Annotated in this window: 22 protein-coding genes and 1 rRNA gene; 19 read left to right on the top strand and 4 right to left on the bottom strand. The window is 69.9% G+C overall.

Going from position 1 to position 22,602, the window contains the following annotated elements; genetic code table 11:
* Nucleotides 1–6: 6 nt before the first annotated feature.
* The 9 genes from rrf to ACLJPX_RS39170 all read left to right on the top strand — a co-directional run bounded on the left by rrf (nt 7) and on the right by ACLJPX_RS39170 (nt 9,382).
* Nucleotides 7–123 (top strand): 5S ribosomal RNA (gene rrf, locus ACLJPX_RS39210).
* Between the two features lie 165 nt (nt 124–288).
* The gene (locus ACLJPX_RS39205; protein WP_410605311.1) at nt 289–2,244 is read left to right on the top strand and encodes a hypothetical protein; all 1,956 of its coding nucleotides are present in this window, start codon (nt 289–291) and stop codon (nt 2,242–2,244) included.
* Nucleotides 2,237–3,226, top strand: coding sequence for an HAD-IIA family hydrolase (locus ACLJPX_RS39200; RefSeq protein ID WP_410605310.1), 990 nt, complete (start codon nt 2,237–2,239; stop codon nt 3,224–3,226). The genes ACLJPX_RS39205 and ACLJPX_RS39200 overlap by 8 nt, the downstream gene beginning before the upstream one ends.
* A 64-nt stretch (nt 3,227–3,290) precedes the next feature.
* Nucleotides 3,291–3,497, top strand: coding sequence for a hypothetical protein (locus tag ACLJPX_RS39195; protein ID WP_101608744.1), 207 nt, complete (start codon nt 3,291–3,293; stop codon nt 3,495–3,497).
* Nucleotides 3,498–3,501: 4 nt separating this feature from the next.
* The gene (locus ACLJPX_RS39190; RefSeq protein WP_101608743.1) at nt 3,502–4,317 is read left to right on the top strand and encodes a TlyA family RNA methyltransferase; all 816 of its coding nucleotides are present in this window, start codon (nt 3,502–3,504) and stop codon (nt 4,315–4,317) included.
* Complete coding sequence (locus tag ACLJPX_RS39185) at nt 4,314–5,225, top strand: NAD kinase (protein ID WP_410605309.1); 912 nt, start codon at nt 4,314–4,316, stop codon at nt 5,223–5,225. The genes ACLJPX_RS39190 and ACLJPX_RS39185 overlap by 4 nt, the downstream gene beginning before the upstream one ends.
* A 104-nt stretch (nt 5,226–5,329) precedes the next feature.
* On the top strand, nt 5,330–7,126 hold the full coding sequence (recN, locus tag ACLJPX_RS39180) for a DNA repair protein RecN (RefSeq protein ID WP_410605308.1): 1,797 nt from the start codon (nt 5,330–5,332) through the stop codon (nt 7,124–7,126).
* A 127-nt stretch (nt 7,127–7,253) separates the two neighbouring features.
* The gene (steA, locus tag ACLJPX_RS39175) at nt 7,254–8,438 is read left to right on the top strand and encodes a putative cytokinetic ring protein SteA (RefSeq protein ID WP_101608740.1); all 1,185 of its coding nucleotides are present in this window, start codon (nt 7,254–7,256) and stop codon (nt 8,436–8,438) included.
* Nucleotides 8,435–9,382, top strand: a complete 948-nt coding sequence (locus tag ACLJPX_RS39170; protein ID WP_101608739.1) for a copper transporter — start codon at nt 8,435–8,437, stop codon at nt 9,380–9,382. Before steA ends, ACLJPX_RS39170 begins: the two co-directional genes overlap by 4 nt.
* Before the next feature lie 62 nt (nt 9,383–9,444).
* Here the strand turns inward: ACLJPX_RS39170 and ACLJPX_RS39165 are convergent, their stop codons facing one another.
* Nucleotides 9,445–10,155, bottom strand: a complete 711-nt coding sequence (locus tag ACLJPX_RS39165) for an aspartate/glutamate racemase family protein (RefSeq protein ID WP_410605307.1) — start codon at nt 10,153–10,155, stop codon at nt 9,445–9,447.
* Entirely contained in the window at nt 10,155–11,597 is a 1,443-nt protein-coding gene (locus ACLJPX_RS39160; RefSeq protein WP_410605306.1) for an NCS1 family nucleobase:cation symporter-1, read from the bottom strand. Before ACLJPX_RS39160 ends, ACLJPX_RS39165 begins: the two co-directional genes overlap by 1 nt.
* Before the next feature lie 155 nt (nt 11,598–11,752).
* Here ACLJPX_RS39160 and ACLJPX_RS39155 point away from each other — a divergent pair, with 155 nt between their 5' ends.
* Complete coding sequence (locus ACLJPX_RS39155; RefSeq protein WP_410605305.1) at nt 11,753–12,430, top strand: GntR family transcriptional regulator; 678 nt, start codon at nt 11,753–11,755, stop codon at nt 12,428–12,430.
* A 23-nt stretch (nt 12,431–12,453) separates the two neighbouring features.
* On the top strand, nt 12,454–13,389 hold the full coding sequence (locus tag ACLJPX_RS39150) for an aminoglycoside phosphotransferase family protein (RefSeq protein ID WP_410605304.1): 936 nt from the start codon (nt 12,454–12,456) through the stop codon (nt 13,387–13,389).
* Here ACLJPX_RS39150 and aroA read toward each other — a convergent pair.
* Nucleotides 13,386–14,672: a 3-phosphoshikimate 1-carboxyvinyltransferase gene (gene aroA, locus ACLJPX_RS39145; RefSeq protein ID WP_410605303.1), complete on the bottom strand. Its 1,287-nt coding sequence runs from the start codon at nt 14,670–14,672 to the stop codon at nt 13,386–13,388. The two genes, ACLJPX_RS39150 and aroA, sit on opposite strands and share 4 nt — an antisense overlap.
* A gap of 88 nt (nt 14,673–14,760) precedes the next feature.
* Here aroA and ACLJPX_RS39140 point away from each other — a divergent pair, with 88 nt between their 5' ends.
* The gene (locus ACLJPX_RS39140; RefSeq protein WP_101608735.1) at nt 14,761–16,464 is read left to right on the top strand and encodes a CTP synthase; all 1,704 of its coding nucleotides are present in this window, start codon (nt 14,761–14,763) and stop codon (nt 16,462–16,464) included.
* The gene (locus tag ACLJPX_RS39135; RefSeq protein WP_410605302.1) at nt 16,461–17,087 is read left to right on the top strand and encodes an NUDIX domain-containing protein; all 627 of its coding nucleotides are present in this window, start codon (nt 16,461–16,463) and stop codon (nt 17,085–17,087) included. The genes ACLJPX_RS39140 and ACLJPX_RS39135 overlap by 4 nt, the downstream gene beginning before the upstream one ends.
* An 86-nt stretch (nt 17,088–17,173) precedes the next feature.
* On the opposite strand, the gene ACLJPX_RS39130 is transcribed toward ACLJPX_RS39135, so the two are convergent.
* Nucleotides 17,174–17,653, bottom strand: a complete 480-nt coding sequence (locus ACLJPX_RS39130) for a DUF1707 domain-containing protein (protein ID WP_410605301.1) — start codon at nt 17,651–17,653, stop codon at nt 17,174–17,176.
* Nucleotides 17,654–17,771: 118 nt separating this feature from the next.
* Here ACLJPX_RS39130 and xerD point away from each other — a divergent pair, with 118 nt between their 5' ends.
* The 6 genes from xerD (at nt 17,772) to ACLJPX_RS39100 (ending at nt 22,586) form a co-directional block, all read left to right on the top strand.
* Nucleotides 17,772–18,674: a site-specific tyrosine recombinase XerD gene (gene xerD / locus ACLJPX_RS39125; protein WP_101608732.1), complete on the top strand. Its 903-nt coding sequence runs from the start codon at nt 17,772–17,774 to the stop codon at nt 18,672–18,674.
* A 92-nt stretch (nt 18,675–18,766) separates the two neighbouring features.
* Entirely contained in the window at nt 18,767–19,783 is a 1,017-nt protein-coding gene (locus ACLJPX_RS39120) for a ParA family protein (protein ID WP_101608731.1), read from the top strand.
* Entirely contained in the window at nt 19,780–20,217 is a 438-nt protein-coding gene (locus ACLJPX_RS39115; protein WP_101608730.1) for a cobyrinic acid a,c-diamide synthase, read from the top strand. The genes ACLJPX_RS39120 and ACLJPX_RS39115 overlap by 4 nt, the downstream gene beginning before the upstream one ends.
* Entirely contained in the window at nt 20,217–21,152 is a 936-nt protein-coding gene (locus ACLJPX_RS39110) for a segregation and condensation protein A (protein WP_410605300.1), read from the top strand. The genes ACLJPX_RS39115 and ACLJPX_RS39110 overlap by 1 nt, the downstream gene beginning before the upstream one ends.
* Entirely contained in the window at nt 21,149–21,844 is a 696-nt protein-coding gene (scpB, locus tag ACLJPX_RS39105) for an SMC-Scp complex subunit ScpB (protein WP_410605299.1), read from the top strand. Before ACLJPX_RS39110 ends, scpB begins: the two co-directional genes overlap by 4 nt.
* Nucleotides 21,834–22,586, top strand: coding sequence for a pseudouridine synthase (locus ACLJPX_RS39100; protein ID WP_410605298.1), 753 nt, complete (start codon nt 21,834–21,836; stop codon nt 22,584–22,586). Before scpB ends, ACLJPX_RS39100 begins: the two co-directional genes overlap by 11 nt.
* Nucleotides 22,587–22,602 lie beyond the last annotated feature (16 nt).

Raw genomic sequence — 22,602 nt, 5'->3', positions numbered from 1 at the left:
CAGTGTTTCGGTGGTTATAGCGTCAGGGAAACGCCCGGTCCCATTCCGAACCCGGAAGCTAAGCCTGACAGCGCCGATGGTACTGCAACCGAAGGGTTGTGGGAGAGTAGGACACCGCCGGACTAACTTCAGGACAGGGTCCTGACCAGGGTCGAGAACCTCTGACAGGTTCTCCCCGGTCAGGGCCCTGTCTCTTTTCATGTCCAGGGACGGACTACAGTGGTCCGTTGGCGCGCCCAGAGGGCGTCGCCGGTATCGAAAACTTTTTCAATAGTGGCAGGAGGCCAGGTGTCCGAGTTCGGTCGACGTGACTCAGATGATGGCGCGTCCGGCCGGTCGGGCCGCCGGGACGAGAGTCCCCGCGGAGGCCGGTCTGACGCGCAGCGAGGTGACCGGCGTGGTTCCGCCGGCGGCAGGCAGGACCGGGGCGGCCGCGATGGCGGCTACCAGGGCCGCCCGCGCCGTGACGACCGCGGTGCCCGCGGTACGAGCAGCTTCTCCGGCAAGCCCGCGCGCAGTGGCGATGGCCCCCGTGACCAGCGCTCCGGCGGCAGCCGGTTCGCCGGGCAGGGCCGTGACGAGAACCGTCCGCGCTACAACAACGACGACCGCCGGGGCCCCGGCGCCGGCGACCGTCGTGACGATCGTTCGGGTGGTCGCGACAGCAGGGACAACCGCGGAGGTGGCTACCGCTCCGACGACCGTCGGGACAGCCGGGACAGCCGCGGTGGCGACCGTGGCGGTTACCGCTCGGACAACCGCGGTGGCGACAGCCGCGGCGGTGACCGCGGAGGCTATCGCGGCGGCGACAACCGCAGCGACAATCGTGGCGGTGACCGCGGTGGTTTCCGGTCCGACAACCGCGGCGGCGACCGTGGTGGCTACCGTTCGGACAACCGCGGTGACAACCGTGGCAGTGACAGTCGCGGTGGCGACCGTGGCGGTTACCGCTCCTCCGACAGCCGTCCCGAGCGCCGCTATGACAACCGCTCGGACAACCGTTCCGACAGCCGCCCGGCCCGTTCCGGCTACGGCTCGGACAACCGTGGCCGTTCCGACGACCGCCCGTCCGGCAACCGGTACGAAGGACGCCCCCAGGGCAAGTCGTCGTACGGCGACCGCGACAACCGGGGCGGTGGCGACGACCGTCGCCCGTCCTCCTACCGCGATCGTGACGACCGCGGCGGTTCGCGTTCCGGTGGCTACACCGGCGACCGCCGTGACGACAAGCGCCCCTCCTCGGGAGACCGTCGTCCCAGCAGCGGTGGCTACGAGCGCAAGTCCTACGGCGATCGCGACAACCGTGGCGGCGACAACCGTGGCGGCGACAGCCGTGGCGGGGACAACCGCGGCTACCGTCCCTCCGGCGACCGTCCCGACCGCAGGCCTTCCGGTGATCGTCCGGAGAAGCGGTACGACGACAAGCGCGGAGACTCCCGCGGCGGCGAAGGCCGGTTCGAGCGCAAGCGCGACGACCGTCCCCAGCGTGACCGTTCCGAGGGCCGCAAGGACTTCCGGTCCTCGCCCCGCGTGGACGACAAGCAGATCGACGACGAGACCTTGGCGCGCGAGCTGCTCGAGGCCCCGGAACTGCCCGAAGGCATCGAGTTCTCCGATCTCGACGAAGACGCCCGCCGCGAACTCCGCACCCTGCCCAAGGCACTCGCGGAGACCGTCGGCAAGCACCTCGTCGCCGCCGGCGGGCTAGTCGACGAAGACCCCGAGGCCGCCCTCGCGCACGCTAAGTACGCGAAGGCCAAGGCGTCGCGGGTCCCGATCGTCCGTGAGGCGCTCGGCCTGGTCGCCTACCACGCGGGCAACTGGTCCGACGCCCTGTCCGAACTGCGGGCCGTCCGCCGGATGACCCGGGCCGACGACCACATCGCGATCATCGCCGACGCCGAGCGGGCCATCGGCCGCCCGGAGCGGGCGCTGGATCTCGCGAAGGAGGTCGACAAGGAGCGCCTGTCCAAGGCGACCCAGATCGAACTCGCGATCGTCGCCGCCGGCGCGCGCCGCGACCTCGGTCAGCTCGACGCCGCCGTCGTCTCCCTGCAGAGTGACGACCTCAAGGCCGAGAAGCGCGATCCGTGGAGCGCCAGGCTTTTCTACGCCTACGCCGACAACCTCGCCGCCGCCGACCGCAAGGAAGAAGCGATCCGCTGGTTCCTCAACGCGGCAGAGGCCGACGAGGAGGACGAGACCGACGCCGCCGAGCGCGCCGCGGAGCTCACGAATGGCTGACGCCCTGTCGACCGGGTACGACGCGGTCCTGTTCGACCTCGACGGCACGGTCTATCACGGCAGCACCGTGGTCCCGGGCGCACCGGAAGCCCTCCGTGCGCTCCGGGACGGCGGCACCGCCGTCCGGTGGGTGACGAACAACGCCTCCAAGGCGCCCGCGCAGGTCTCCGAGCACCTCGAGGCACTCGGACTGCCCGCCACCCCCGAAGAAGTCCACACGAGCTCTCAGGCGGCCGCCACCCTGCTGGGTGAGCGGCTGCCTCAGGGCGCCGTCGTGCTCGTCGTGGGTACGGAGTCGCTGGCCGCCGAAATCGAGTCGGCGGGGCTGCGGACGGTCCGGGAAGCCGGTCCGGACGTGGCGGCCGTGGTCCAGGGGCACTCCCCGGACAACACCTGGGCCGCTCTCGCGGAGGCGTGCCTCGCCATCCGCGCGGGCGCGCTGTGGGTGGCGACCAACGTCGACGCGACCTTGCCGACCGAGCGCGGTCTGCTGCCGGGCAACGGGTCGATGGTGGCCGCGTTGCGCCACGCCACCGGCCTCGAACCGCTGGTGGCGGGCAAGCCGGCACCACTGCTGTTCACCACGGCGGCCCGGGACGCGGGCGCGGAGCGGGCGCTCGTGGTGGGCGACAGGCTCGACACCGACATCGAGGGCGCTGTCGCGGCCGGGATCGACGCGCTCTGCGTCATGACCGGTGTCGCCGACGCGGCGTCCTTGCTCAAAGCGAGGGCCGAAGAGCGTCCGCGCTACCTCGCGCGGGACCTGACCGGTCTGAGCGACCGCGCGGATCTGCTCGAAATCGGGCCCAAGGACGGCTGGCGCGTCACCGCACAGGGTGACGTGCTCGAGGCCGAGGGTGAAGGTGACTCCCTGGACCTGTTGCGCGCGTTGTGCGCGGTGGCCTGGGAGTCGGGGATCACCGAGGTCCGTGGTGTGGGCGACACCGCCCGCGCCGCGCTCGGCGAGCTGCGCCTCGCCTGACCAGCGCTGCTAACTTGGTGGGGTGCAAGACCACCACCACCACCACCCCGTTCCGCGACCGCCGGTGCCCGGCCCCCCGCCGGTACCCGGGCCGCCGGCGATCCAGGCAGACCATTTCGCGCAGCAGGACACGGATCCCCGCGCCGGGGTCGACGAAGCCGTGGCGGGTCTCGACGACCTGGCCTCGCTTCCGCTCTCGGAGCACGTCGATCGCTTCGAAGCCGTGCACACCGAGCTGACGGTGGCACTGTCCACCATCGACAAGGTCTGACCGCGTGCCCAAACGCGCCCGCCTGGACGCGGAGCTCGTCCGGCGGGGTCTCGCCCGCTCTCGCGAGCAAGCGTCCGCTCTGATCGCCGAGGGCAAGGTCAGCGTGCGCGGGATGGTGGCCACCAAACCCGCGACAGGGGTCGAGTCCGGCGCGCCGATCGTGGTGCGCGACAGCGACGATCCCGGCTGGGCCTCCCGAGGTGCGCACAAACTGCTCGGCGCGCTCGAAGCCTTCACCCCGCAAGGTCTTTCCACCGAGGGAAAGCGCTGCCTCGACGCGGGCGCCTCGACCGGTGGCTTCACCGATGTCCTGTTGCGCGGTGGCGCCGCCACGGTGATCGCGGCCGACGTCGGCCGCGGTCTGCTGGACTGGCGCCTGCGCACCGACGACCGTGTGGTCGTCCTCGACAAGACGAACGTCCGCAACCTGACCCCGGAGGACCTCGGCGGGCAGGTCGACCTCGTGGTCGGGGACCTCTCGTTCATCTCGCTCAAAATCGTGCTTCCCGCGCTGGCCGCCTGCGCGCGGGACGGCGCCGACCTGGTGCCGATGGTGAAACCGCAGTTCGAGGTCGGCAAGGACCGGCTCGGCAGCGGCGGCGTCGTGCGTGATCCCGAGCTGCGGGTCGAATCGGTGCTCGGCGTGCTCGCCGAGGCCGAAAAGCTGGATCTGCGCCTGCGTGGCGTCGTGGCGAGCCCGCTCCCCGGGCCGTCCGGGAACGTCGAATACTTCGTCTGGCTTACCCGCGGGGCGGGAGAGACCATCGGCACCGACGCCGAACGGCTCGTCCGGACCGCAGTCCTGGAGGGACCCCAATGAGCGATCGCGAGGTGCTGCTCGTCGTGCACCCGGACCGGGACGCGACCCGGTCCGCGGCACGCGAGGTGTCGGCCCGTTTCGCCAAGGCCGGTGTGCGGCTGCGGGTGCTCGACGAGGACGTCCGGGAGATGCTCGAGGCGGACGGCGGGATCGGCGCTCCCTGCACGGTCATGGCGCCGGAGCAGGACCCGGCCGCCGGGACCGAGCTGGTGTTCGTCCTCGGCGGTGACGGCACGCTCCTGCGGGCCGCCGAACTGGCCAGGCCGAACGGCGTCCCCGTGCTCGGCGTGAACCTCGGCCGCGTCGGCTTCCTAGCCGAGGCCGATTCGGACAAGCTCGCCGACACCGTCCAGCGCGCCGTCGACGGCGACTACCAGGTCGAAGAACGGATGACCGTCGACGTCGTGGTCAGTGTCGACGGTGAGGAGACCGTCCACACGTGGGCGCTCAACGAGGCCAGTGTCGAGAAGAGTTCGCGTGAGCGAGTGCTGGACGCGCTTATCGAGGTCGACGGAAGGCCCGTGTCGTCCTTCGGCTGCGACGGTGTCCTGTGCGCCACCCCGACCGGTTCGACGGCGTACGCGTTCTCCGCGGGCGGCCCGATCATCTGGCCGGACGTCCAGGCGCTCCTGGTGGTCCCGAGCAACGCGCACGCGATGTTCTCCCGGCCGTTGGTCGTCTCGCGTGACTCGGAGATCACCGTCGCCATCGATCCTGACGGGTCGCCCGCCGTGCTGACCTGCGACGGATCGCGGACCTTCGATCTTCCCGCCGGCGCGTCCGTGCGGGTCACCTGCGGCCGGGTGCCGGTGCGGCTGATCAGGCTGTGGGAAGGCCCGTTCACCGACCGGCTGGTGCACAAGTTCTCGTTGCCGATCAAGGGCTGGCGGGAGCGACACGCCCGCTGACGGATGTCGTGAAAGGGGCTTTCAAGACGAAAAACGTCTTGAAAGCCCCTTTCATGACGTGGCGGGTGCGAGAACGGTCGGGGTGGGCCGCTACGGTGGGCGTCGTGCTGGCCGAGATGCGCATCCAGGGCCTCGGAGTCATCGAGGACGCCCTGCTGGAACTGCACGCGGGCTTCACCGTCGTCACCGGTGAGACGGGTGCGGGCAAGACGATGGTCGTCAGCGGGTTGCACCTGCTCTCCGGCGGCCGAGCCGAAGTGTCCAAGGTGCGAACGGGAATGCTGAAGGCCTTCGTGGAAGGCCGATTCGAGCTGGGCGGTGCCGAGGGCGCCACCCGGATCGTCACCGACGCCGGGGCGGAGGTCGACGAGGACGGCAGCGTCATCGCGCTGCGCGCGGTCTCGGTCGACGGCCGGTCCCGTGCTCACCTCGGTGGCCGTTCGGTGCCGGTCGGCGTGCTCGCCGACCTGTCCGAGCAGCTGATCGCCGTCCACGGGCAGAACGATCAGCTGCGGCTGCTGCGGCCCGCCGAGCAGCGCGCGGTGATCGACCGGTTCGCCGGCGAGGCCGTCACCGAACCGCTGGAGCAGTACCGCGCGGTCCGGGACGACTGGCTCGCCGTCGTCGCCGAGCTGACCGAGCGCTCCACCCGCTCCCGCGAGATGGCCCAGCAGGCCGACCTGCTGCGGCACGGGCTCGCCGAGATCGACGCCGTCGCGCCGGAACCCGGCGAGGACACCGAACTCACCGAGCAGATCAAGCGCCTGGCCGCGGTCGACGAACTGCGGTCCGCGTCCAGCGCGGCGCACGCCGCCGTCGCCGGTTCGGCGGAAGGGGATCCGGACGCGCCCGGCGCGCTGGGACTGATCGGCGAGGCGACGCGCCACCTGACCGGTTCCGAGGACGCCGTGCTGCGTGAACTCGGGCCCCGGCTGGACGAAGCCTCGGTGCTGTTGTCCGAAGTGAGCACCGAGCTGGGCAGCTACCTCGAAACGCTCGACGCCGATCCCGCGCTCCTGGAGAAGGTGCTCGCGCGCCAGGCGGACTTGAAGCGGCTCACGCGGAAGTACGCGGCCGATGTGGACGGTGTGCTCGCCTGGGCCGACGACGCCCGCCGCCGGATGTCCACGATGGACACCTCCGAGGAGGCACTGTCCGAACTGGCCACTCGCCGTGACGCGCTCGCCGTGACCCTCGCCGAGCACGCCCTCCGCCTGTCGGAGGCGCGCGTCGAGGCCGCCGCCGAACTGGCCGAGGCGATCACCGCCGAGATGTCCGGGCTCGCCATGGGACAGGCGGAGATCGAGATCACCGTCGAGCGGCGCACGGTGGACGAGAGCGATTCGCATGCGGTGAAGGTCGGAGGCAGGCTCGTGCACGCCGGTCCCGATGGGATCGACGACGTCGAACTGCTGCTGCGCGCGCACAACGGCGCCCCGCCGCTTCCCGTGCACAAGGCAGCCTCCGGCGGTGAGCTTTCCCGCGTGATGCTGGCGATCGAGGTCGTCCTCGCGCATGCGGACACCGTGCAGACGCTGGTGTTCGACGAGGTCGACGCCGGGGTCGGCGGCCGCGCCGCGGTCGAGATCGGCAGGCGCCTGGCGCGGCTGGCGCGCAGTCACCAGGTCCTCGTGGTCACGCACCTGCCGCAGGTGGCGGCGTTCGCCGATCAGCATCTGGTGGTGGACAAGGGCACGAGCGGCGGGGTGACCCGCAGTGGCGTGCGCGTCCTCGAACAATCGGAACGCGTCGTCGAACTCGCGCGCATGCTCGCCGGAATGGAAAGCACCGAGACCGGCCGCGCGCACGCGGAGGAATTGCTCGCCGTCGCCGAGGCCGACAAGAGCGCGCCGGACAAGCCCAAAGCCCGTCGCGGCGGAAAGCGCAAGAAGGCGAAATAACGCTCCGAAACCGGGTCAACCCCATCGTGGGACAACCGGCGTAGCCCGACCCGGTGTGGGTTAATCGGCGTGTTTCCATCGGCGTGGCGGACGCAGAAGGCCGCGCGGATTTGTCACTATCGGTCGCATGAAGCTCACCGGCTTGCTCACGCGTAACCAAGAGACCCTCCCCGGTATCACCGGCGTCGCCAGGGTCGACAGGCGTACGCGCGAGCTTCTCCGCCGGCTGAGCCCGGGCGACATCGTCGTCCTCGACCAGCTCGATCTCGACCGTTCGACGGCCGACGCCTTGGTGGAGGCCGAAGTCGCGGCGGTGGTGAACGCCTCGCCGTCGATCTCCGGCCGGTTCCCCAACCTCGGCCCGGAGATCCTGCTCGAGGCGGGGATCCCGCTGGTGGATTCGGTCGGCGGCGAACTGCTGCGCAAGGTGAAGGACGGCACGAAACTCCGCCTGCACGAGGGCGTCGTCTACATCGGTGAGCGGCAGCTCGGATCGGGGATCCAGCAGACGCGCGAGAGTGTCGCGGATCAGATGATCGAGGCCAAGGCCGGGATGTCCACCCAGCTGGAGGCGTTCTCCGCGAACACGATCGAATTCCTGCGCCGGGAACGCAGTCTCATTCTCGACGGCGTCGGGGTGCCGGAGATCCGGGTCCCGTTGAAGGACCGGCACGCCCTCGTGGTCGCGGGCGGCAACGGGCACGCCGAAGATCTCAAGAAGCTGAAGAAGTACATTTCCGAGCACCGGCCGGTGCTGATCGGTGTCGACGCCGGGGCGGACACCCTGCGCGCGCAGGGGTACCAGCCGGACGTCATCGTCGGCGACCCGCACGGCATCGGCGCCGAGACGCTCCGCAGCGGCGGTGAGGTCGTGGTCCCGGCACAGCCGGACGGGCACGCGCCGGGCGTTGAGCGCATCCAGGACCTCGGGATCGGCGCGGTCACCTTCCCCGCGACGGGCAACGCCGAGGACCTCGCGCTCCTGCTGGCGGACGCGCACGAGGCGAGCCTGGTGGTCACGGTCGGTTTCCAGGCGACACTGCGGGAATTCCTCGACCACGGCCGGTCCGGGTCGAACCCGTCGACGTTCCTCACCAGGCTCAAGCTCGGCACGAAACTGGTGGACGGCAAGGCCGTCGCGACGCTGCACCGCAGCCGGGTGTCGATCGGCGCCATCGTGCTGCTGGTACTGGCGACCTTGGTGGCCGTCGCGGCCGCGCTGCTCGTCTCCGACGTGGGTTCGGTCTACCTCGACTGGATCCGCGACACCTGGAACTCGTTCATCGCCTGGGGCAAGGGACTCTTCACGTGATTTCTCTGCGGTACCACATCGTTTCCATCGCCGCCTGCTTCCTGGCGCTCGCGCTCGGGGTGGTGCTCGGGTCCACCGCCCTGAACGGTTCGCTGCTTTCGGGGCTCGCCAGCCAGAAGGAGGACCTGGGGTCCCAGGTCGCGGATCTGGAGGCGCAGCGCAATTCGCTCAACGCCCGGCTCAGCGACGCGGACACGTTCGCCGGGGCCATGGGCCCGAAGGTCGTCGCCGGTCAGCTGGACAAGCGTTCGGTGGTGCTGGTGACCACAGAGGACGCGAAGCCCGCGGACCGCGACGCGCTCAAGCAGCTCGTCGGGCAGGCGGGTGCCGCCGTCACCGGCGAGATCCAGCTGACCGAGGCGTTCTCGGACCCGATGCGGTCCGATCAGCTGCGTGACGTCGTGACGCGCCTGCAGCCCGCCGGTGTCCAGTTCCCGACCGCGGGCGACCCCGGCACCCTCGCCGGCGCGCTGCTCGGCTCGGTGGCGTTGCTGAACAAGGACAACGCGCAGCCGCAGTCGACGCCGGTGGAACTCGCCGCCGCGCTCGGCGGCCTCACCGACGGCGGTTTCCTCAAGGCGGGCCAGGACGTCAAACCCGCGCAGCTCGCGATCGTGCTCACCGGCTCCAAGTACACCGGCGACGGCGCCGGTGACCGCGCTTCGACCGTCGCGCGCTTCGCCGCGCAGCTCGACCGGTCCGGCGCGGGCACGGTACTGGCGGGCGACGCGGGATCCGCCGACGGCACCGGCGCGATCGGCGTCGTCCGCGCGGACACCTCGTCGACCTCGATCCTGTCCACTGTGGACAACGCGGAGACCGCGGCGGGCCGGGTCACCACGATCATGGCGTTGCGCGAGCAGCTCGAAGGCGGCGCCGGACGCTACGGGATCGCGGGCAACGCCCAGGCTCCCGCCCCCGGAATCGCCGCCGCGGGCAACTGACCCCCACGCGTTTCGTCCTCTAGTTGCGGTAGTTCGTGCCACCAACTACCGCAACTAGAGGACTAATTGCGGGGCCAGAGACGGGTTTTGGGGAGGGGGCGGGCATAGGAGCCCGCCCGGCTGGTCTTGAGGTTCAGCGCCACCAGGGATTCGGCCAGGCGGACGGCCGCCGCGACGCCGTCGATCACCGGGATGTCCAGCATCGCCGAAATACGGCGATCCAGGCCGGTCATCCCGGCGCAGCCGAGGACGAGCACTTCCGCGCCCGCGTCCCGCGCGCGGCGCCCGGCGGTCAGCAGGGCCGATTCCGTCCTGCGTTCGTCGGTCAGGTCGAGGACGCCGAGCCCGGCACCGAGGACGCCGACACAGTTCTGGGCGACCCCCGAGGCGTGCAGGCTGTCTTCGATGAGCCCGCACGTCCGGTCCAAAGTGGTCACCACGCCGTAGCGTCTTCCCAGCAGACAGGCCAGATGCGCGGCCGCCTCGGTGATGTCGACGACGGGGACGTCGAGCAGTTCTCGCGCGCCTTCCCGCCCGTGCTCGCCGAAACCGGCCATCACGAGCGCGTCGAACGGCTCGTCCAGCCCGTTCAGGAGGTCGAGGACGGCCGCCGCGCTCAGAAAGCTGTCCAGCCACCCCTCCGCGGATTCGGGGCCCCACAACGGCGTTCTGGCCAGGATCTCGGTGCCCGGACTGGCCGCGGCCCGCGCACCCGCCTCGATCTCCTTGGTCATCGCTTCGGTGGTGTTGCAGTTGGTGACCAGGATCCGCATCACGCGACCCGCTGTTTCCGCGACACGGCGAAGTACAGCGTGGCCGCGGAAGCGGTGCCGATGAACCAGGAGTACGGCGCCGCGGGGGCGAAGAACGGCACGAGCGCGATGACCGCGGAAAGTGCCGCCGTGGGCAGGAAAGTGATCATCGCCAGCGGGTTGAAGCCGCGTTTGTAGTGGTACGGCGAACCGGGTCCGGCCGTGAACAGCTTGCCGACGTCGATCCGGCCGCGTTTGACCAGGTAGTAGTCCACGATCATGATCCCGAACAGCGGGCCGAGGAAGGCGCCGAGGCCACCGAGGAAGTAGTTGACCACCGCGGGGGACGAGTACAGCTTCCACGGCAGCACGCACAGCGCCGCGACCGCGCTGATCATCCCGCCGATGGTGAAGGTGATCCGCTTCGGCCAGATGTTGGCCAGGTCGTAGGCGGGGGAGACGAAGTTCGCGACGATGTTCACGCCCATGGTGGCGATCGCGAAGGTCAGCGCGCCGATGATCAGCACCGGCGTGTTGTCGATGCGGGCCAGCAGTTCCGCGGGATCGGTGATGGCCTCGCCGAACACCTGTAGGCTGCCCGCGGTCACCAGCACCGACAGCAGCGCGAACGCCGTCGAGTTGATCGGCAGGCCCCAGAAATTACCGCGACGCACCGTTTTCTGGTCCGGGGCGAACCGCGAGAAGTCGCAGAAGTTGAGCATCAGCGTGCCGTAGATGGAGAGAATGAGCCCCACCGCGCCGAACCACTGCCGCACTTGCTCCCCTGTGGACAGTGCCTTCGGGTTGCTCGTCAGCGAGATGTTCCAGTCCGCGGCGGCGAGGATCCACACCGCGAGCGCGATCATCACCACCCAGATGCCGGGACCGCACCAGTCCTGGAACTTGCGCACGGCCTCCATGCCGCGGGTGAGCACCAGCGCCTGCGCGAGCCACAGCGCGAGGAAGCAGATCCAGCCGAGCGCGTGCAGACCGAGGAAACCCACCTCCGTCAACGGTTTCAGCCCCGGATCGATCGCGAGCACGAGCAGCGTGATGGCCACCGAGGCGAGGTAGGTCTGGATGCCGTACCAGAAGATCGCGATGACCGCGCGGATCAGCGCCGGCAGGTTCGCGCCGAAGGTGCCGAAACTGATGCGGGCGACGACGGGGAAGGGGACGCCGGTCTTCTGCCCGATGCGGCCCATCATGTTCATGCCGAAGTAGATGAGCACGAAACCGGTCAGCAGCGCGGTGAACACCTGCCACGCCGAGAGCCCGAGCACGAACAGCCCCGCCGCGAACGTGTAGTTGCCGAGGTTGTGCACGTCCGACATCCACAGGGCGAAGATGTCGTAGACCTTCCAGCGGCGTTCCTTCGCCGGGGCCAGATCTTCGTTCCAGAGCCGGGGATCGGGCTCGGCCGCGGTGGACGTTGCGGACCGGGTGGCTGGGACTGCGGTCATGCGGGCCTCCGGATCGACGTGAGACGGCTGGCGCTGGTCGATTTGGGATACCAAAATTTGGTATCCCAAATATCACCCCGAGGTGGCCCGTCGTCAAGGTTTCTGCCGATAAACTCGGGTTACGAGCTGTTACGGCTGTGTTGAGGGGAGATCGGGTGGCCGAGGAAGGACCGCGGCAGCCGCTGGCCGCGACCCGGCAACGGGTCCGGGACGAGCTGCGCGAACGGATCCTCACCGGGCGGTTGAAACCGGGGGACCGGCTCGTCGAACGCGAACTCGCCGAGGACCTCGGCGTCTCGCGGGTCCCGGTGCGCGAGGCCATCCGCAGCCTGGAGGCCGAAGGCTTCCTCGCCGTGCAGTCACCCCGGCGGATCGTCGTGCGACGGCTGGCCAAGGCCGACGTCGAGGAGCTGTTCGACGTCCGTGAGGCGCTCGAAGGTCTCGCCGCGGGGCTGGCCGCCGAGCGGGCGGGCAAGCCGGAACTGCGCGCGCTCGAACGCCTGCTCACCGACGCGGCGCGTGCCACCGAAAGCGGCGACCCGGCTCGGATCACCTCGCTCAACACCCGCTTCCACGACGAGATCGTCGCGTTGGCGGGCAACGGCCTGCTGCACGAGATCCTGCGGCCGCTCGAAGGCAGGCTGCGCTGGCTCACCAGCCAGAACGAGCACTGGGGCGAACTGCTCGACGAGCACCGCCGCCTCTACGACGCGATCGCTTCCGGCGACGCGGCCAGGGCGCGAGATCATGCCGTGGAGCACGTCCGCGTGAATCGCGCGGTCACGTTGCGGACGTTGTTCCCCGAGGACGGCGGAGAACGCTCCGCGGGCTGAACCGGACATGTCAGACTCGCCGGATGATCACCGACGAACAACGGGCCGCCCGCACCGCGCGGGCGGTGGCCGCCGCGGTCGCCGCGGGCCGCGACCTTGGACTGGCCGTCATCGAACCCGAGGTCCTGTACGACGTCTTCTCCGTCATCGTGAAGCTGGCGCCTTCGCCCGTGGTCGTGCGCGTGCCGACAGTGCTGCCGCGCACCACCACCCCGGACACGCAGCTGGCCGACCAGCGGCGTGAGCTCGCGGTGGCCGCCTGGCTCGGCGAGAAGGGGCTGCCGGTCGTCAAGCCGAGCCCGCTGGTGCCCGCGGAACCCGTGCGGCGGGACGGCTTCTCGATGACTTTTTGGGAGCTCATCGAGTTCGTCGAGGACGCGAACCTCAGGGCCGAATACTCGGCGGGACTCGTGGCGAAGCTGCACGCCGCGCTCCGCGAATACCCCGGCGAGCTGGCGTTCCTGAACGGGCTCGACCCGTTCATCCCGGACGCTCTCGCCCCGCTCGAGGGCCGGACGGACCTGCTCGACCCGGCCGACCTCGACCGCGCCCGCCGCGAATGGGAGCACTTCCGGCCACTGCTGGAATCGGAGGAGGCGTTTGCCGGGGCCTTCCCCGGGGGCACCGTCCAGCCGATCCACGGCGACGCGCCGGGCTACAACCTGATCGTCACGACCGAAGGCGAGCTCTACTCCGACTTCGAACTGGTCAACCGAGGCCCGATCGAACGCGACCTCGCCTTCAATGGCCCTGAGGCCATCGATGCCTACAACGCCGCCGCCGCGGAACTGGGCCTGCGCGAAGTGGACGAAGCCGTGCTGCGGACGATGGAGGCTGTCGGCCTGCTGCAGGCGGTCGCCTGTCTGGCGATGGCGCCCGACCTGCCGATGCTCGTCGACGGTCTCAAGCCGATGATCGACCAATGGCGGGAGACGCCGTTCGCGGGCGGCCTCGCTTAGCCGAGCATCGACGTCCAGGCTTCGGCGAATCCGGGGTAGGTCTTCCCGACCGTCCCCGGGTTCTCCACCTCGACGCCTTCGACCTTCAGCCCCAGTACCGCGGCCGCCATCACCAGGCGATGGTCGTCGTAGGTGTGGAACTTCCCGCCGTGCAGCGGCGCGGGCGTGATCCGCAGCCCGTCCTCGGTCTCGCGGACGTCGGCGCCGAACGACGACAGCTCGGTGGCGAGCGCGGTCAGCCGATCGGTCTCGTGGCCGCGCAGATGCGCCACCCCGGAGATGACCGACGGTCCCTCGGCGAAGCACAGCAGCGCGGCGATCACCGGTGTCAGCTCGCCGACGTCGTGCAGATCCAGCTCGGCGCCGGGGATCGTGCCGCTGCCGGTGACCGTCAGGCCGCCCGCGTCGAGTTCGGCGGTCGCGCCGAGGACGGGCAGGAGGCTGCGGAGCCAGTCTCCGGGCTGGGTCGTCTGCTGCGGCCAGCCCGCGATCCGCACCGTGCCACCGGTCGCGACGGCCGCGGCGACGAACGGCGCCGCCGTCGAGAGATCCGGCTCGACGACGTACTCGGGGCAGGAAAGCCTTGTCGGAGCGACGTGGAACTCGGCGCCCTCGCGGTCCACAGTTGCCCCGAACCGGCGGAGCATCTCGACGGTCATCGCGATATGCGGCTCGCTGGGCACCGCGCCGCCGACCAGGCGCACGGTGACGCCCTGCTGGAACGACGGCCCCGCGAGCAGCAGCGCGGACAGGAACTGGCTCGACGCCGACGCGTCCAGATCGACCTTGCCGCCCCGCAGGCCGCCTTCGCCGTGGACGGTGAACGGCACCGCGTCGCGCCGGTCGTCGTCGATGCGGGCGCCGAGGCCGCGCAGCGCCTTCAGCAGCGGGCCGATGGGACGGCGGCGGAGCGCCTCGTCCCCGTCGAACAGCGCCGGGCCGGTGCCCAGCGCGGCGAGCGCGGGGGTGAACCGGGCGACCGTGCCCGCGTTGCCCAGTTCCACCCGGACGGTGTCATGGGGATGCACGCGCCCGGGGCCGAGCGGGTGCACGAGGTAGCCGGAGATGCCTTCCTGCGAATGGGCGCCGAGGGCGTAGATGGCGCCGAGCATCAGCCGCGCGTCCCGGGAGTCGAGCGGGGTCCGCACCCGCGTCGGCGCGCTGGCGAGCGCGGCGAGGACGTAGGCCCGGTTGGTGATCGACTTCGAGCCGGGCACACGGACGTCCGCGTCGAGCGGGCCTTCCGCGACCGGTGCGGTCCAGGTGTCGTGCGCGTCTGTCACGCCGCGAGGGTAGCGGTTTTCCACTCCATCGGACGCTTGCGGCGTGGCCGGTGAGCGCTTCGGCGGGCGTGCGATAAGGTGGAAGCCCGTGGGACTTCAGTCGCGGGCTACCAAGTATGTCTTTGTCACCGGAGGCGTTGCCTCCTCTCTGGGTAAGGGACTCACGGCTTCCAGCCTGGGTCAGCTCCTTACCGCACGTGGGCTCCGGGTCACGATGCAGAAGCTGGATCCGTACCTCAACGTCGATCCAGGCACGATGAACCCGTTCCAGCACGGTGAGGTGTTCGTCACCGACGACGGCGCCGAAACCGATCTGGACATCGGGCACTACGAGCGTTTTCTCGACCGGGCTCTCGACGGCAAGGCCAACGTCACCACCGGGCAGGTCTACTCCGAGGTCATCGCCAAGGAGCGCCGTGGTGAGTACCTCGGCGACACCGTGCAGGTCATCCCGCACATCACCGACGAGATCAAGTCGAGGATCACCGCCGCGGCCGGCGCAGACGAGGACGGGAACAGCCCGGACGTCGTGATCACCGAGGTCGGCGGCACCGTCGGCGACATCGAGTCGCTGCCGTTCCTGGAGGCCTGCCGTCAGGTCCGCCACGACGTCGGCCGCGACCAGTGCTTCTTCCTCCACGTCTCGCTGGTGCCTTACCTCGCCCCGTCGGGTGAGTTGAAGACCAAGCCGACCCAGCACTCGGTCGCCGCGCTGCGCAACATCGGCATCCAGCCCGACGCGCTCGTCTGCCGCGCCGACCGTGAGCTGCCGGAGGACCTCAAGCGCAAGATCGGCCTGATGTGCGACGTCGACACCGAGGCCGTCATCGCCTGCCCCGACGCGCCGTCGATCTACGACATCCCGAAGGTGCTGCACCGTGAGGCGCTCGACGCCTACGTGGTGCGCCGTCTCGGGCTGCCGTTCCGCGACGTCGACTGGACCGTGTGGGGCGACCTGCTCGACCGCGTCCACAACCCGTCGGAAACGGTGCGGGTCGCGCTCGTCGGCAAGTACATCGACCTGCCGGACGCGTACCTGTCGGTGACCGAGGCGCTGCGCGCGGGCGGTTTCGCCCACCGCGCCAAGGTGCAGATCTCGTGGGTTCCCTCGGACTCCTGCGAGACCCCGGCCGGTGCCGCCGCCGCGCTGTCCGATGTGGACGGTGTGCTGGTGCCCGGCGGGTTCGGCGTGCGGGGCATCGAGGGCAAGGTCGGCGCCATCGCCTACGCCCGCACCCACGGGCTGCCGTTGCTGGGCCTGTGCCTCGGCCTGCAGTGCATGGTGATCGACGCGGCCAGGAACCTGGCCGGGATCAAGGACGCGAACTCGGCCGAGTTCGACGACGCGAGCGCGAACCCGGTCATCTCCACGATGGCCGACCAGCGCGACGTCGTCGCGGGCGAACGCGACATGGGCGGCACGATGCGGCTCGGCGCCTACATCGCCAAGCTCAAGCCTGGCTCGCAGGTCGCGAAGGCGTACGGCAGCACCGAGGTCTCGGAGCGGCACCGTCACCGCTACGAGGTCAACAACGCCTACCGCAAGCGCCTTTCCGAGGCCGGCCTGGTGTTCTCGGGCACGTCGCCCGACGACCACCTGGTCGAGTTCGTGGAGCTGCCCGCCGACAAGCACCCGTTCTTCGTCGGCACCCAGGCGCACCCCGAGCTCAAGAGCCGCCCGACCCGGCCGCACCCGCTGTTCAGCGCGTTCGTGAAGGCCGTCGTGGACCGCAAGGTCGCCGAGCGGCTCCCGGTCGAGCTGCCCGAGGCCGCTCAGACGGGAGCCCGGTGACCGAGCCCGGCAAGCACGAGTTCACCGTCGCGTCCACACAGGACGTCCACATCGGACGTGTCGTGGGGCTGCGGGTCGACGAGGTCGTCATGCCCGGCGGCGGCACCGCCCGCCGCGAGGTCGTCGAACACCTCGGCGCGGTCGCCGTCGTCGCGCTCGACGCCGACGGCGCCGTCACGCTGATCCACCAGTACCGCCACCCGGTCGGGCGGCGGCTGTGGGAATTGCCCGCCGGCCTGATCGACAAGGCGGGGGAGGACCCTGTCGGCGCGGCGAAACGCGAGCTGGTCGAGGAGGTCGGGCTCAGCGCCGAGCGCTGGGAGACCCTTGTCGACGTCGCGGCTTCGCCCGGCTTCACCGACGAGGTCGTGCGCGTCTATCTCGCCCGGGAACTGTCCGAAGTGGACAGGGAGATCCTCGGCGAGGAGGAGGCCGACCTCGTCATGCGGAAGTTCCCGCTCGCCGAGGCGGTCCGGATGGCGCTGGCCGGTGAGCTGGTGAACGGGGCGACCGTCGGTGGCGTGCTGGCCGCGCACGCGGTGCTCACGGGTGCGGCATCCTCACGTCCGGCGGACGCGCCTTGGGAGGACCGGCCGACGAAGTTCGCTTCGCGCGGTCTCTAGGTCCCTTCGCGCGCTATGAAAGGCCCGTTACTTGCAAATTTTGCAAGTAACGGGCCTTTCATAGCATCCGGGAGGGAGACCGGCGCTCAGTCGTGGAGGCGGCGGCCCTGCGGATCGGTGCCGCCGTTCGCCAGCAGGACGATCCCGTCCACGATCGGCCAGACCACCCCGATACCGCAGGTGAACACCGCGACCGCCAGCTGGGCGAACGCGATCCCGACATGCCCGGTGTAGAACCGCCCGGTCCCGAACGGCAGCACGATCTGCAGCACCCCGGCGGTGACCTTCGACTTCGGCGAGTACGGCACCATCGCGGCCGGCTGCCGGTAGGCGTGGACCGGCTGGGTGAACCGGGGTGTGAAACAGGCCGGATGCGGCGCGGGCAGGTCTTGGAACAGCGGACGGAGTTCGCCGACCGTCGCGGCTTCGTAGGCGGCGAGGACCCGGCCTTCGTATTCGTCCGGCGTGATCCTCCCTTGGCTGTAGTGGTCGGCGAGCAGCCGCGCCGCCTCCTCGCGCTCGGCGGTGCCGACGCGCATCTCCTCCGGGCCCGGGTGCTGGGACATCTCTCCAAGGTATCCCGTTTCACACCCGCGACCTACCGCGCGCGGCGAACCCCCGCGAGCGCCCCGGTGGTCCTAGAGTGTCGGTGTGTCACGGGCTGGCGGTGCCGGAGTCGCCCAGGTGGTCGCCGCTTACCTCGACCATCTGGTGGTCGAGCGCGGAACCGCGAGGAACACTCTCGACAGCTACTCCCGCGACCTGCGCCGGTACACCGCGTACCTCGGCGGCGCCGAGGTCGAACGCTTCACCGACGTCACCCCGGCGCATGTCACCTCGTTCGGCGCGGCACTGCGCGAAGGCGACGAGGAGCACCGGCCGCTGGCCGCGTCCTCGGCGGCACGCGCGCTCGTCGCGGTGCGGGGGCTGCACAAGTTCGCGCACGCCGACGGCCTCACCGAAAACGATCCGGCGCGCGAGGTCCGCCCGCCCGCGGCGGCCAAACGGCTGCCCAAGGCGCTGCCGGTGGACGACGTGCTGAAACTGCTGGAAACCCCACCGCCCGAGGGCGAACGGCCGTTGCGGGACCGGGCGCTGCTGGAGTTGCTCTACTCCACCGGCGCGCGGATCTCCGAAGCCGTCGGGCTCGACATCGACGACATCGACGACGCGGAGCGGACCGTGCTGCTCGACGGGAAGGGCGGCAAACAGCGCATCGTGCCGATCGGCCGTCCCGCCCTCGAAGCGGTGCACGCCTACCTCGTCCGCGCGCGGCCGGTGCTCGCCCTGCACGGCCGGGGGACACCGGCGATGTTCCTGAACGCCCGCGGTTCCCGGCTTTCCCGGCAGAGCGCGTGGCAGGTTCTCAAGGACACGGCGGAATCCGCGGGCATCACGGCGGGCGTCTCCCCGCACACGCTGCGCCATTCCTTCGCCACGCATCTGCTCGAAGGCGGCGCGGACGTCCGTGTCGTGCAAGAACTGCTGGGCCACGCTTCGGTGACCACCACTCAGGTGTACACGCTGGTCACGGTCACCACGCTCCGCGAGGTCTACGCGACAGCACATCCCCGCGCGCTCGGCTAATCGACCCTGTCGATCCCGGCGAGCCTCTTTGTCACGACTCGCGAATCGCGCATAGGCTGCCGAAGACCCTGCCGAGGAGGAGATTTCGCGCCATGTCGACACCGAACGAGCCGGCGAAGCCGTCCGTGTCCGCCGGTTCGGCCGCGGCGAGCCTCCACCAGGTGACCATCGCAACCCCCGCCGAACACGACGGCGACGAACCGTCGGAGGACACGATCTCTTCTCGCGGCCGCAAGGCCAAGCGCGCCAAGGAAACCAAGCAACAAGAACGCGAGAGGGAAGGAATCGGCCCGACCGGCCGCCCGTACCGCGAGATTCCCGAACCGAAGCCGCTCGAGCGGCACGGCCCCGCACTGGTGATGGCCATGTGCAACCAGAAGGGCGGCGTCGGCAAGACCACGTCGACCATCAACCTCGGCGCTGCCCTCGCCGAATGCGGCCGCCGGGTGCTGCTGGTGGACTTCGACCCCCAGGGCGCGCTTTCGGTCGGCCTCGGCATCCAGCCGCACGAACTGGACCAAACGGTCTACAACGTCATCATGGAGCGGTCGGTCAGCATCACCGACGTCATCCGGAAGACCCGCGTCGACGGCGTCGACCTGCTGCCGAGCAACATCGACCTGTCCGCGGCCGAGGTCCAGTTGGTCGCAGAGGTAGGGCGCGAACACACTTTGTTACGGGTCCTTCGTCCGGTCATGAACGACTACGACTATGTTCTTGTCGACTGCCAGCCCTCGCTTGGCCTGTTGACGGTGAACGCACTGACCGCCGCGGACGGTGTGATCATCCCTCTGGAGTGCGAGTTCTTCAGTCTGCGAGGCGTAGCGCTCCTGATCGACACCATCGAGAAGGTGCAGGAACGCCTCAACCCCAAACTGGACATCACCGGGATTCTCGCCACCATGTACGACCCGAGAACCCTGCACTCGAAGGAGGTCATGGCGAGAGTGGTGGAGGCATTCGGCGACACCGTGTTCGACACGGTGATCAACCGCACCGTGCGGTTCCCCGAGACCACGGTCGCGGGCGAGCCGATCACGACCTGGGCTCCCAAATCAGCCGGTGCGGCGGCTTACCGCGCACTGGCCCGCGAGGTGATCGCTCGGTGAGCAGGCGAGCTTCCCTGCCCGGAGCGTCCGAACTGTTCAGGATCACCTCCAGTCCTGCCCTCGATCTCCCGCCCGCGCCTGAGCCGCCCGCCCCCGCCACGGGGAACGGCGACAGGCACGACGCGGAGAACGGCTCCTCGAACGGGGCGGGACAAGCGCACAAGGAACAGCTGGCCAGGGCCGCGCGCAGCGGCTCCGGACGGACCAAACACGACGCGAAGATCACCGTCTACGTCTCCGGCGACGAACTGCTGGCGATGGAGCAGGCCAGGCTGAACCTCCGGGCGAAGCACGGTCTCGTGCTCGATCGCGGCAGGCTGGTCCGCGAGGCGGTGGCCGTCCTGCTGGCCGATTTCGACGCGGCCGGTGAGGAATCGGTGCTCGTCCAGCGATTGCGGGCGGGCAGCGAGGACGGGAAAGAGACCGAGAGCTGATGGACGACCCGGCCGAGGCTGCTCCCAGCGGCCCAGAGCCGGTCGAGCGGACAGAGGCAGACGAGACCCCCGCCGTGCACGAGACCGTGCACGGCGGGATGGTCCCCGAAGGACTGGCCAGCGAAGAGCTGAGCACGTCCAAGTTCAAGGTGAACCTGGCGAACTTCCAGGGTCCCTTCGACCTGCTGCTCCAGCTGATCTCGCAGCACCAGCTCGACGTCACCGAAGTCGCGCTGCACCGGGTCACGGACGATTTCATCGCCTACACCCGCGCGCTCGGCACGGAATGGAACCTCGACGAGACGACCGAGTTCCTGGTCATCGCGGCGACCCTGCTCGACCTCAAGGCGGCGCGGCTGCTGCCCGCCGCCGAGGTCGAGAGCGAAGACGACCTCGCCCTGCTCGAAGCACGGGACCTGCTGTTCGCGCGCGTGCTGCAGTACCGGGCGTACAAGCAGGTCGCGGCGCTGTTCGGTGAGCTGGAGGCCGGCGCGCTGCGGCGCTACCCGCGGTCGGTCGCGCTCGAAGACCGGTTCATGGGGCTGCTGCCCGAGGTGATGCTCGGCGTCGACCCGGCGAAGTTCGCCGAGATCGCCGTCGCGGTCTTCCGGCCGAAGCCGCCGCCGACGGTGTCGATCGCCCACATCCACATGGGCCGGGTCTCGGTCCGCGAGCACGCCGCGCTGCTGCGGCTCAAGCTCGCGGAACGGGGCGAAGCGACCTTCAGCGAGCTCGTCGAGGACTGCGAGCACACCGTCGAGATCGTGGCGCGGTTCCTCGCGCTGCTGGAGCTGTACCGCGAGGCGACGGTCCAGTTCGAGCAGCTGGAGGCGCTCGCCGAACTGCACGTGCGCTGGACCGGCGGGTCCGTGGAGGAGGCGTCGGTGGCGGCCGAGCAGGATCTGGCCGTCGTCGAGGACGAGGAGTACGGGTGAGCCCCGAAGAGACCGAGAAGACCGAAGAGACCCCGGCCGAGCACGAGACTGTCGCCGAGCCGGACACTGCCGAGCCGGAAGCCGTCGCCGAGCCGGAGCCGCCCGCCGACGAAGGACTCGTGGCGGCAGGTGACGGCGACTACCCCGACGTCACCTCCGACGAGGTGCTCGAGGCCGCCCTCGAAGCGTTGTTGCTGGTCGTGGACTCGCCGATCAACGAGGAATCGCTCGCCGAGACGGTCGGCCAGCCCGAGTCGCGGGTGACCGTCGCGCTGCGCACGATGTCCCAGAAGTTCACCGACCGATCCAGCGGAATCGACCTGCGCCGAGTCGGCGAAGGGTGGCGGTTCTACACTAGGGACGTCTATGCCCCGTTCGTGGAGAAGCTTCTGCTCGACGGCCAGCGTTCCAAGCTGACGCGAGCCGCGCTGGAGAGCCTCGCCGTGATCGCCTATCGGCAGCCGGTGACCAGGGCCAGGGTCGCCGCCGTCCGAGGTGTGAACGTGGACGGGGTGATCAGGACGCTGCTGGCACGCGGCCTGATCGAGGAGATGGGGACCGACCCCGAAACCACTGGCACGCTGTACGTGACGACCGAGCTGTTCCTGGAGCGACTGGGACTGTCGTCCCTGGCCGATCTTCCCCCGATCGCTCCCTTGCTACCCGAAGTGGACACCATCGATGACATCTGACGCCCATCCCGACGGCATTCGGCTGCAGAAGGTCCTTTCGCAGGCCGGCGTCGCCTCGCGGCGCGCGGCCGAGGACCTGATCGTGCGCGGTCGCGTGAGCGTGGACGGCAAGGTGGTCACCGAACTCGGCCGCCGGGTCGATCCGGACAACTGCGTGATCCACGTCGACGGCACCCGCGTCCAGGTCCGTGACGACCTCGTCTATCTCGTGCTGAACAAGCCCAAGGGCGTGCACAGCACGATGAGCGACGACCGCGGCCGCCCGTGCGTCGGCGACTACCTGCGCGGCCGGTACGAGGAGATGCCCGGCATCGTGCACGTCGGCAGGCTCGACGAGAACACCGAAGGCCTCCTGCTGCTCACCAACGACGGCGACCTCGGCCACCGGCTGATGCACCCGTCCTTCCAGGTGCTGAAGACCTACTTCGCCGAGGTCGAGGGCATCGTCCCGCGCGGGCTCGGCAAGGAGCTGCGGGCGGGCTTCGAGCTGCCGGACGGCATCGTCAAGGTCGACCAGTTCCGGGTCAAGGACATGCTGGCCGGTCGTACCCAGATCGAGCTCGTCATCCACGAAGGCCGCAAGCACATCGTGCGGCGGCTGATGGCGGCCACCGGGCATCCGGTGCGCAAACTGGTCCGGACCGCGCTCGGCGACGTCCAGCTCGGCGCGCAGCGGTCGGGCTCGATCCGGCGGCTCAACCGCGGTGAGGTCGGCTCGCTCTACCGCGCTGTCGATCTGTAAGCGCTGACTGTAAGAC

The organism is Amycolatopsis sp. lyj-90, from assembly GCF_046549035.1.
GTDB lineage: Bacteria > Actinomycetota > Actinomycetes > Mycobacteriales > Pseudonocardiaceae > Amycolatopsis.
Note: the sequence above shows the minus strand (reverse complement) of the source record. Positions and strands in the feature narration are given on the sequence as shown.

Excerpts from the sequence above, each read along its gene's own strand:
- ACLJPX_RS39200 (WP_410605310.1), top strand. The coding sequence starts at position 2,237 with ATGGCTGACGCCCTGTCGACCGGGTACGACGCGGTCCTGTTCGACCTC.
- ACLJPX_RS39185 (WP_410605309.1), top strand. The coding sequence starts at position 4,314 with ATGAGCGATCGCGAGGTGCTGCTCGTCGTGCACCCGGACCGGGACGCG.
- steA (WP_101608740.1), top strand. The coding sequence starts at position 7,254 with ATGAAGCTCACCGGCTTGCTCACGCGTAACCAAGAGACCCTCCCCGGT.
- ACLJPX_RS39165 (WP_410605307.1), bottom strand. The coding sequence starts at position 10,155 with ATGCGGATCCTGGTCACCAACTGCAACACCACCGAAGCGATGACCAAG.
- ACLJPX_RS39160 (WP_410605306.1), bottom strand. The coding sequence starts at position 11,597 with ATGACCGCAGTCCCAGCCACCCGGTCCGCAACGTCCACCGCGGCCGAG.
- ACLJPX_RS39150 (WP_410605304.1), top strand. The coding sequence starts at position 12,454 with ATGATCACCGACGAACAACGGGCCGCCCGCACCGCGCGGGCGGTGGCC.
- ACLJPX_RS39130 (WP_410605301.1), bottom strand. The coding sequence starts at position 17,653 with ATGTCCCAGCACCCGGGCCCGGAGGAGATGCGCGTCGGCACCGCCGAG.
- ACLJPX_RS39120 (WP_101608731.1), top strand. The coding sequence starts at position 18,767 with ATGTCGACACCGAACGAGCCGGCGAAGCCGTCCGTGTCCGCCGGTTCG.
- ACLJPX_RS39110 (WP_410605300.1), top strand. The coding sequence starts at position 20,217 with ATGGACGACCCGGCCGAGGCTGCTCCCAGCGGCCCAGAGCCGGTCGAG.
- ACLJPX_RS39100 (WP_410605298.1), top strand. The coding sequence starts at position 21,834 with ATGACATCTGACGCCCATCCCGACGGCATTCGGCTGCAGAAGGTCCTT.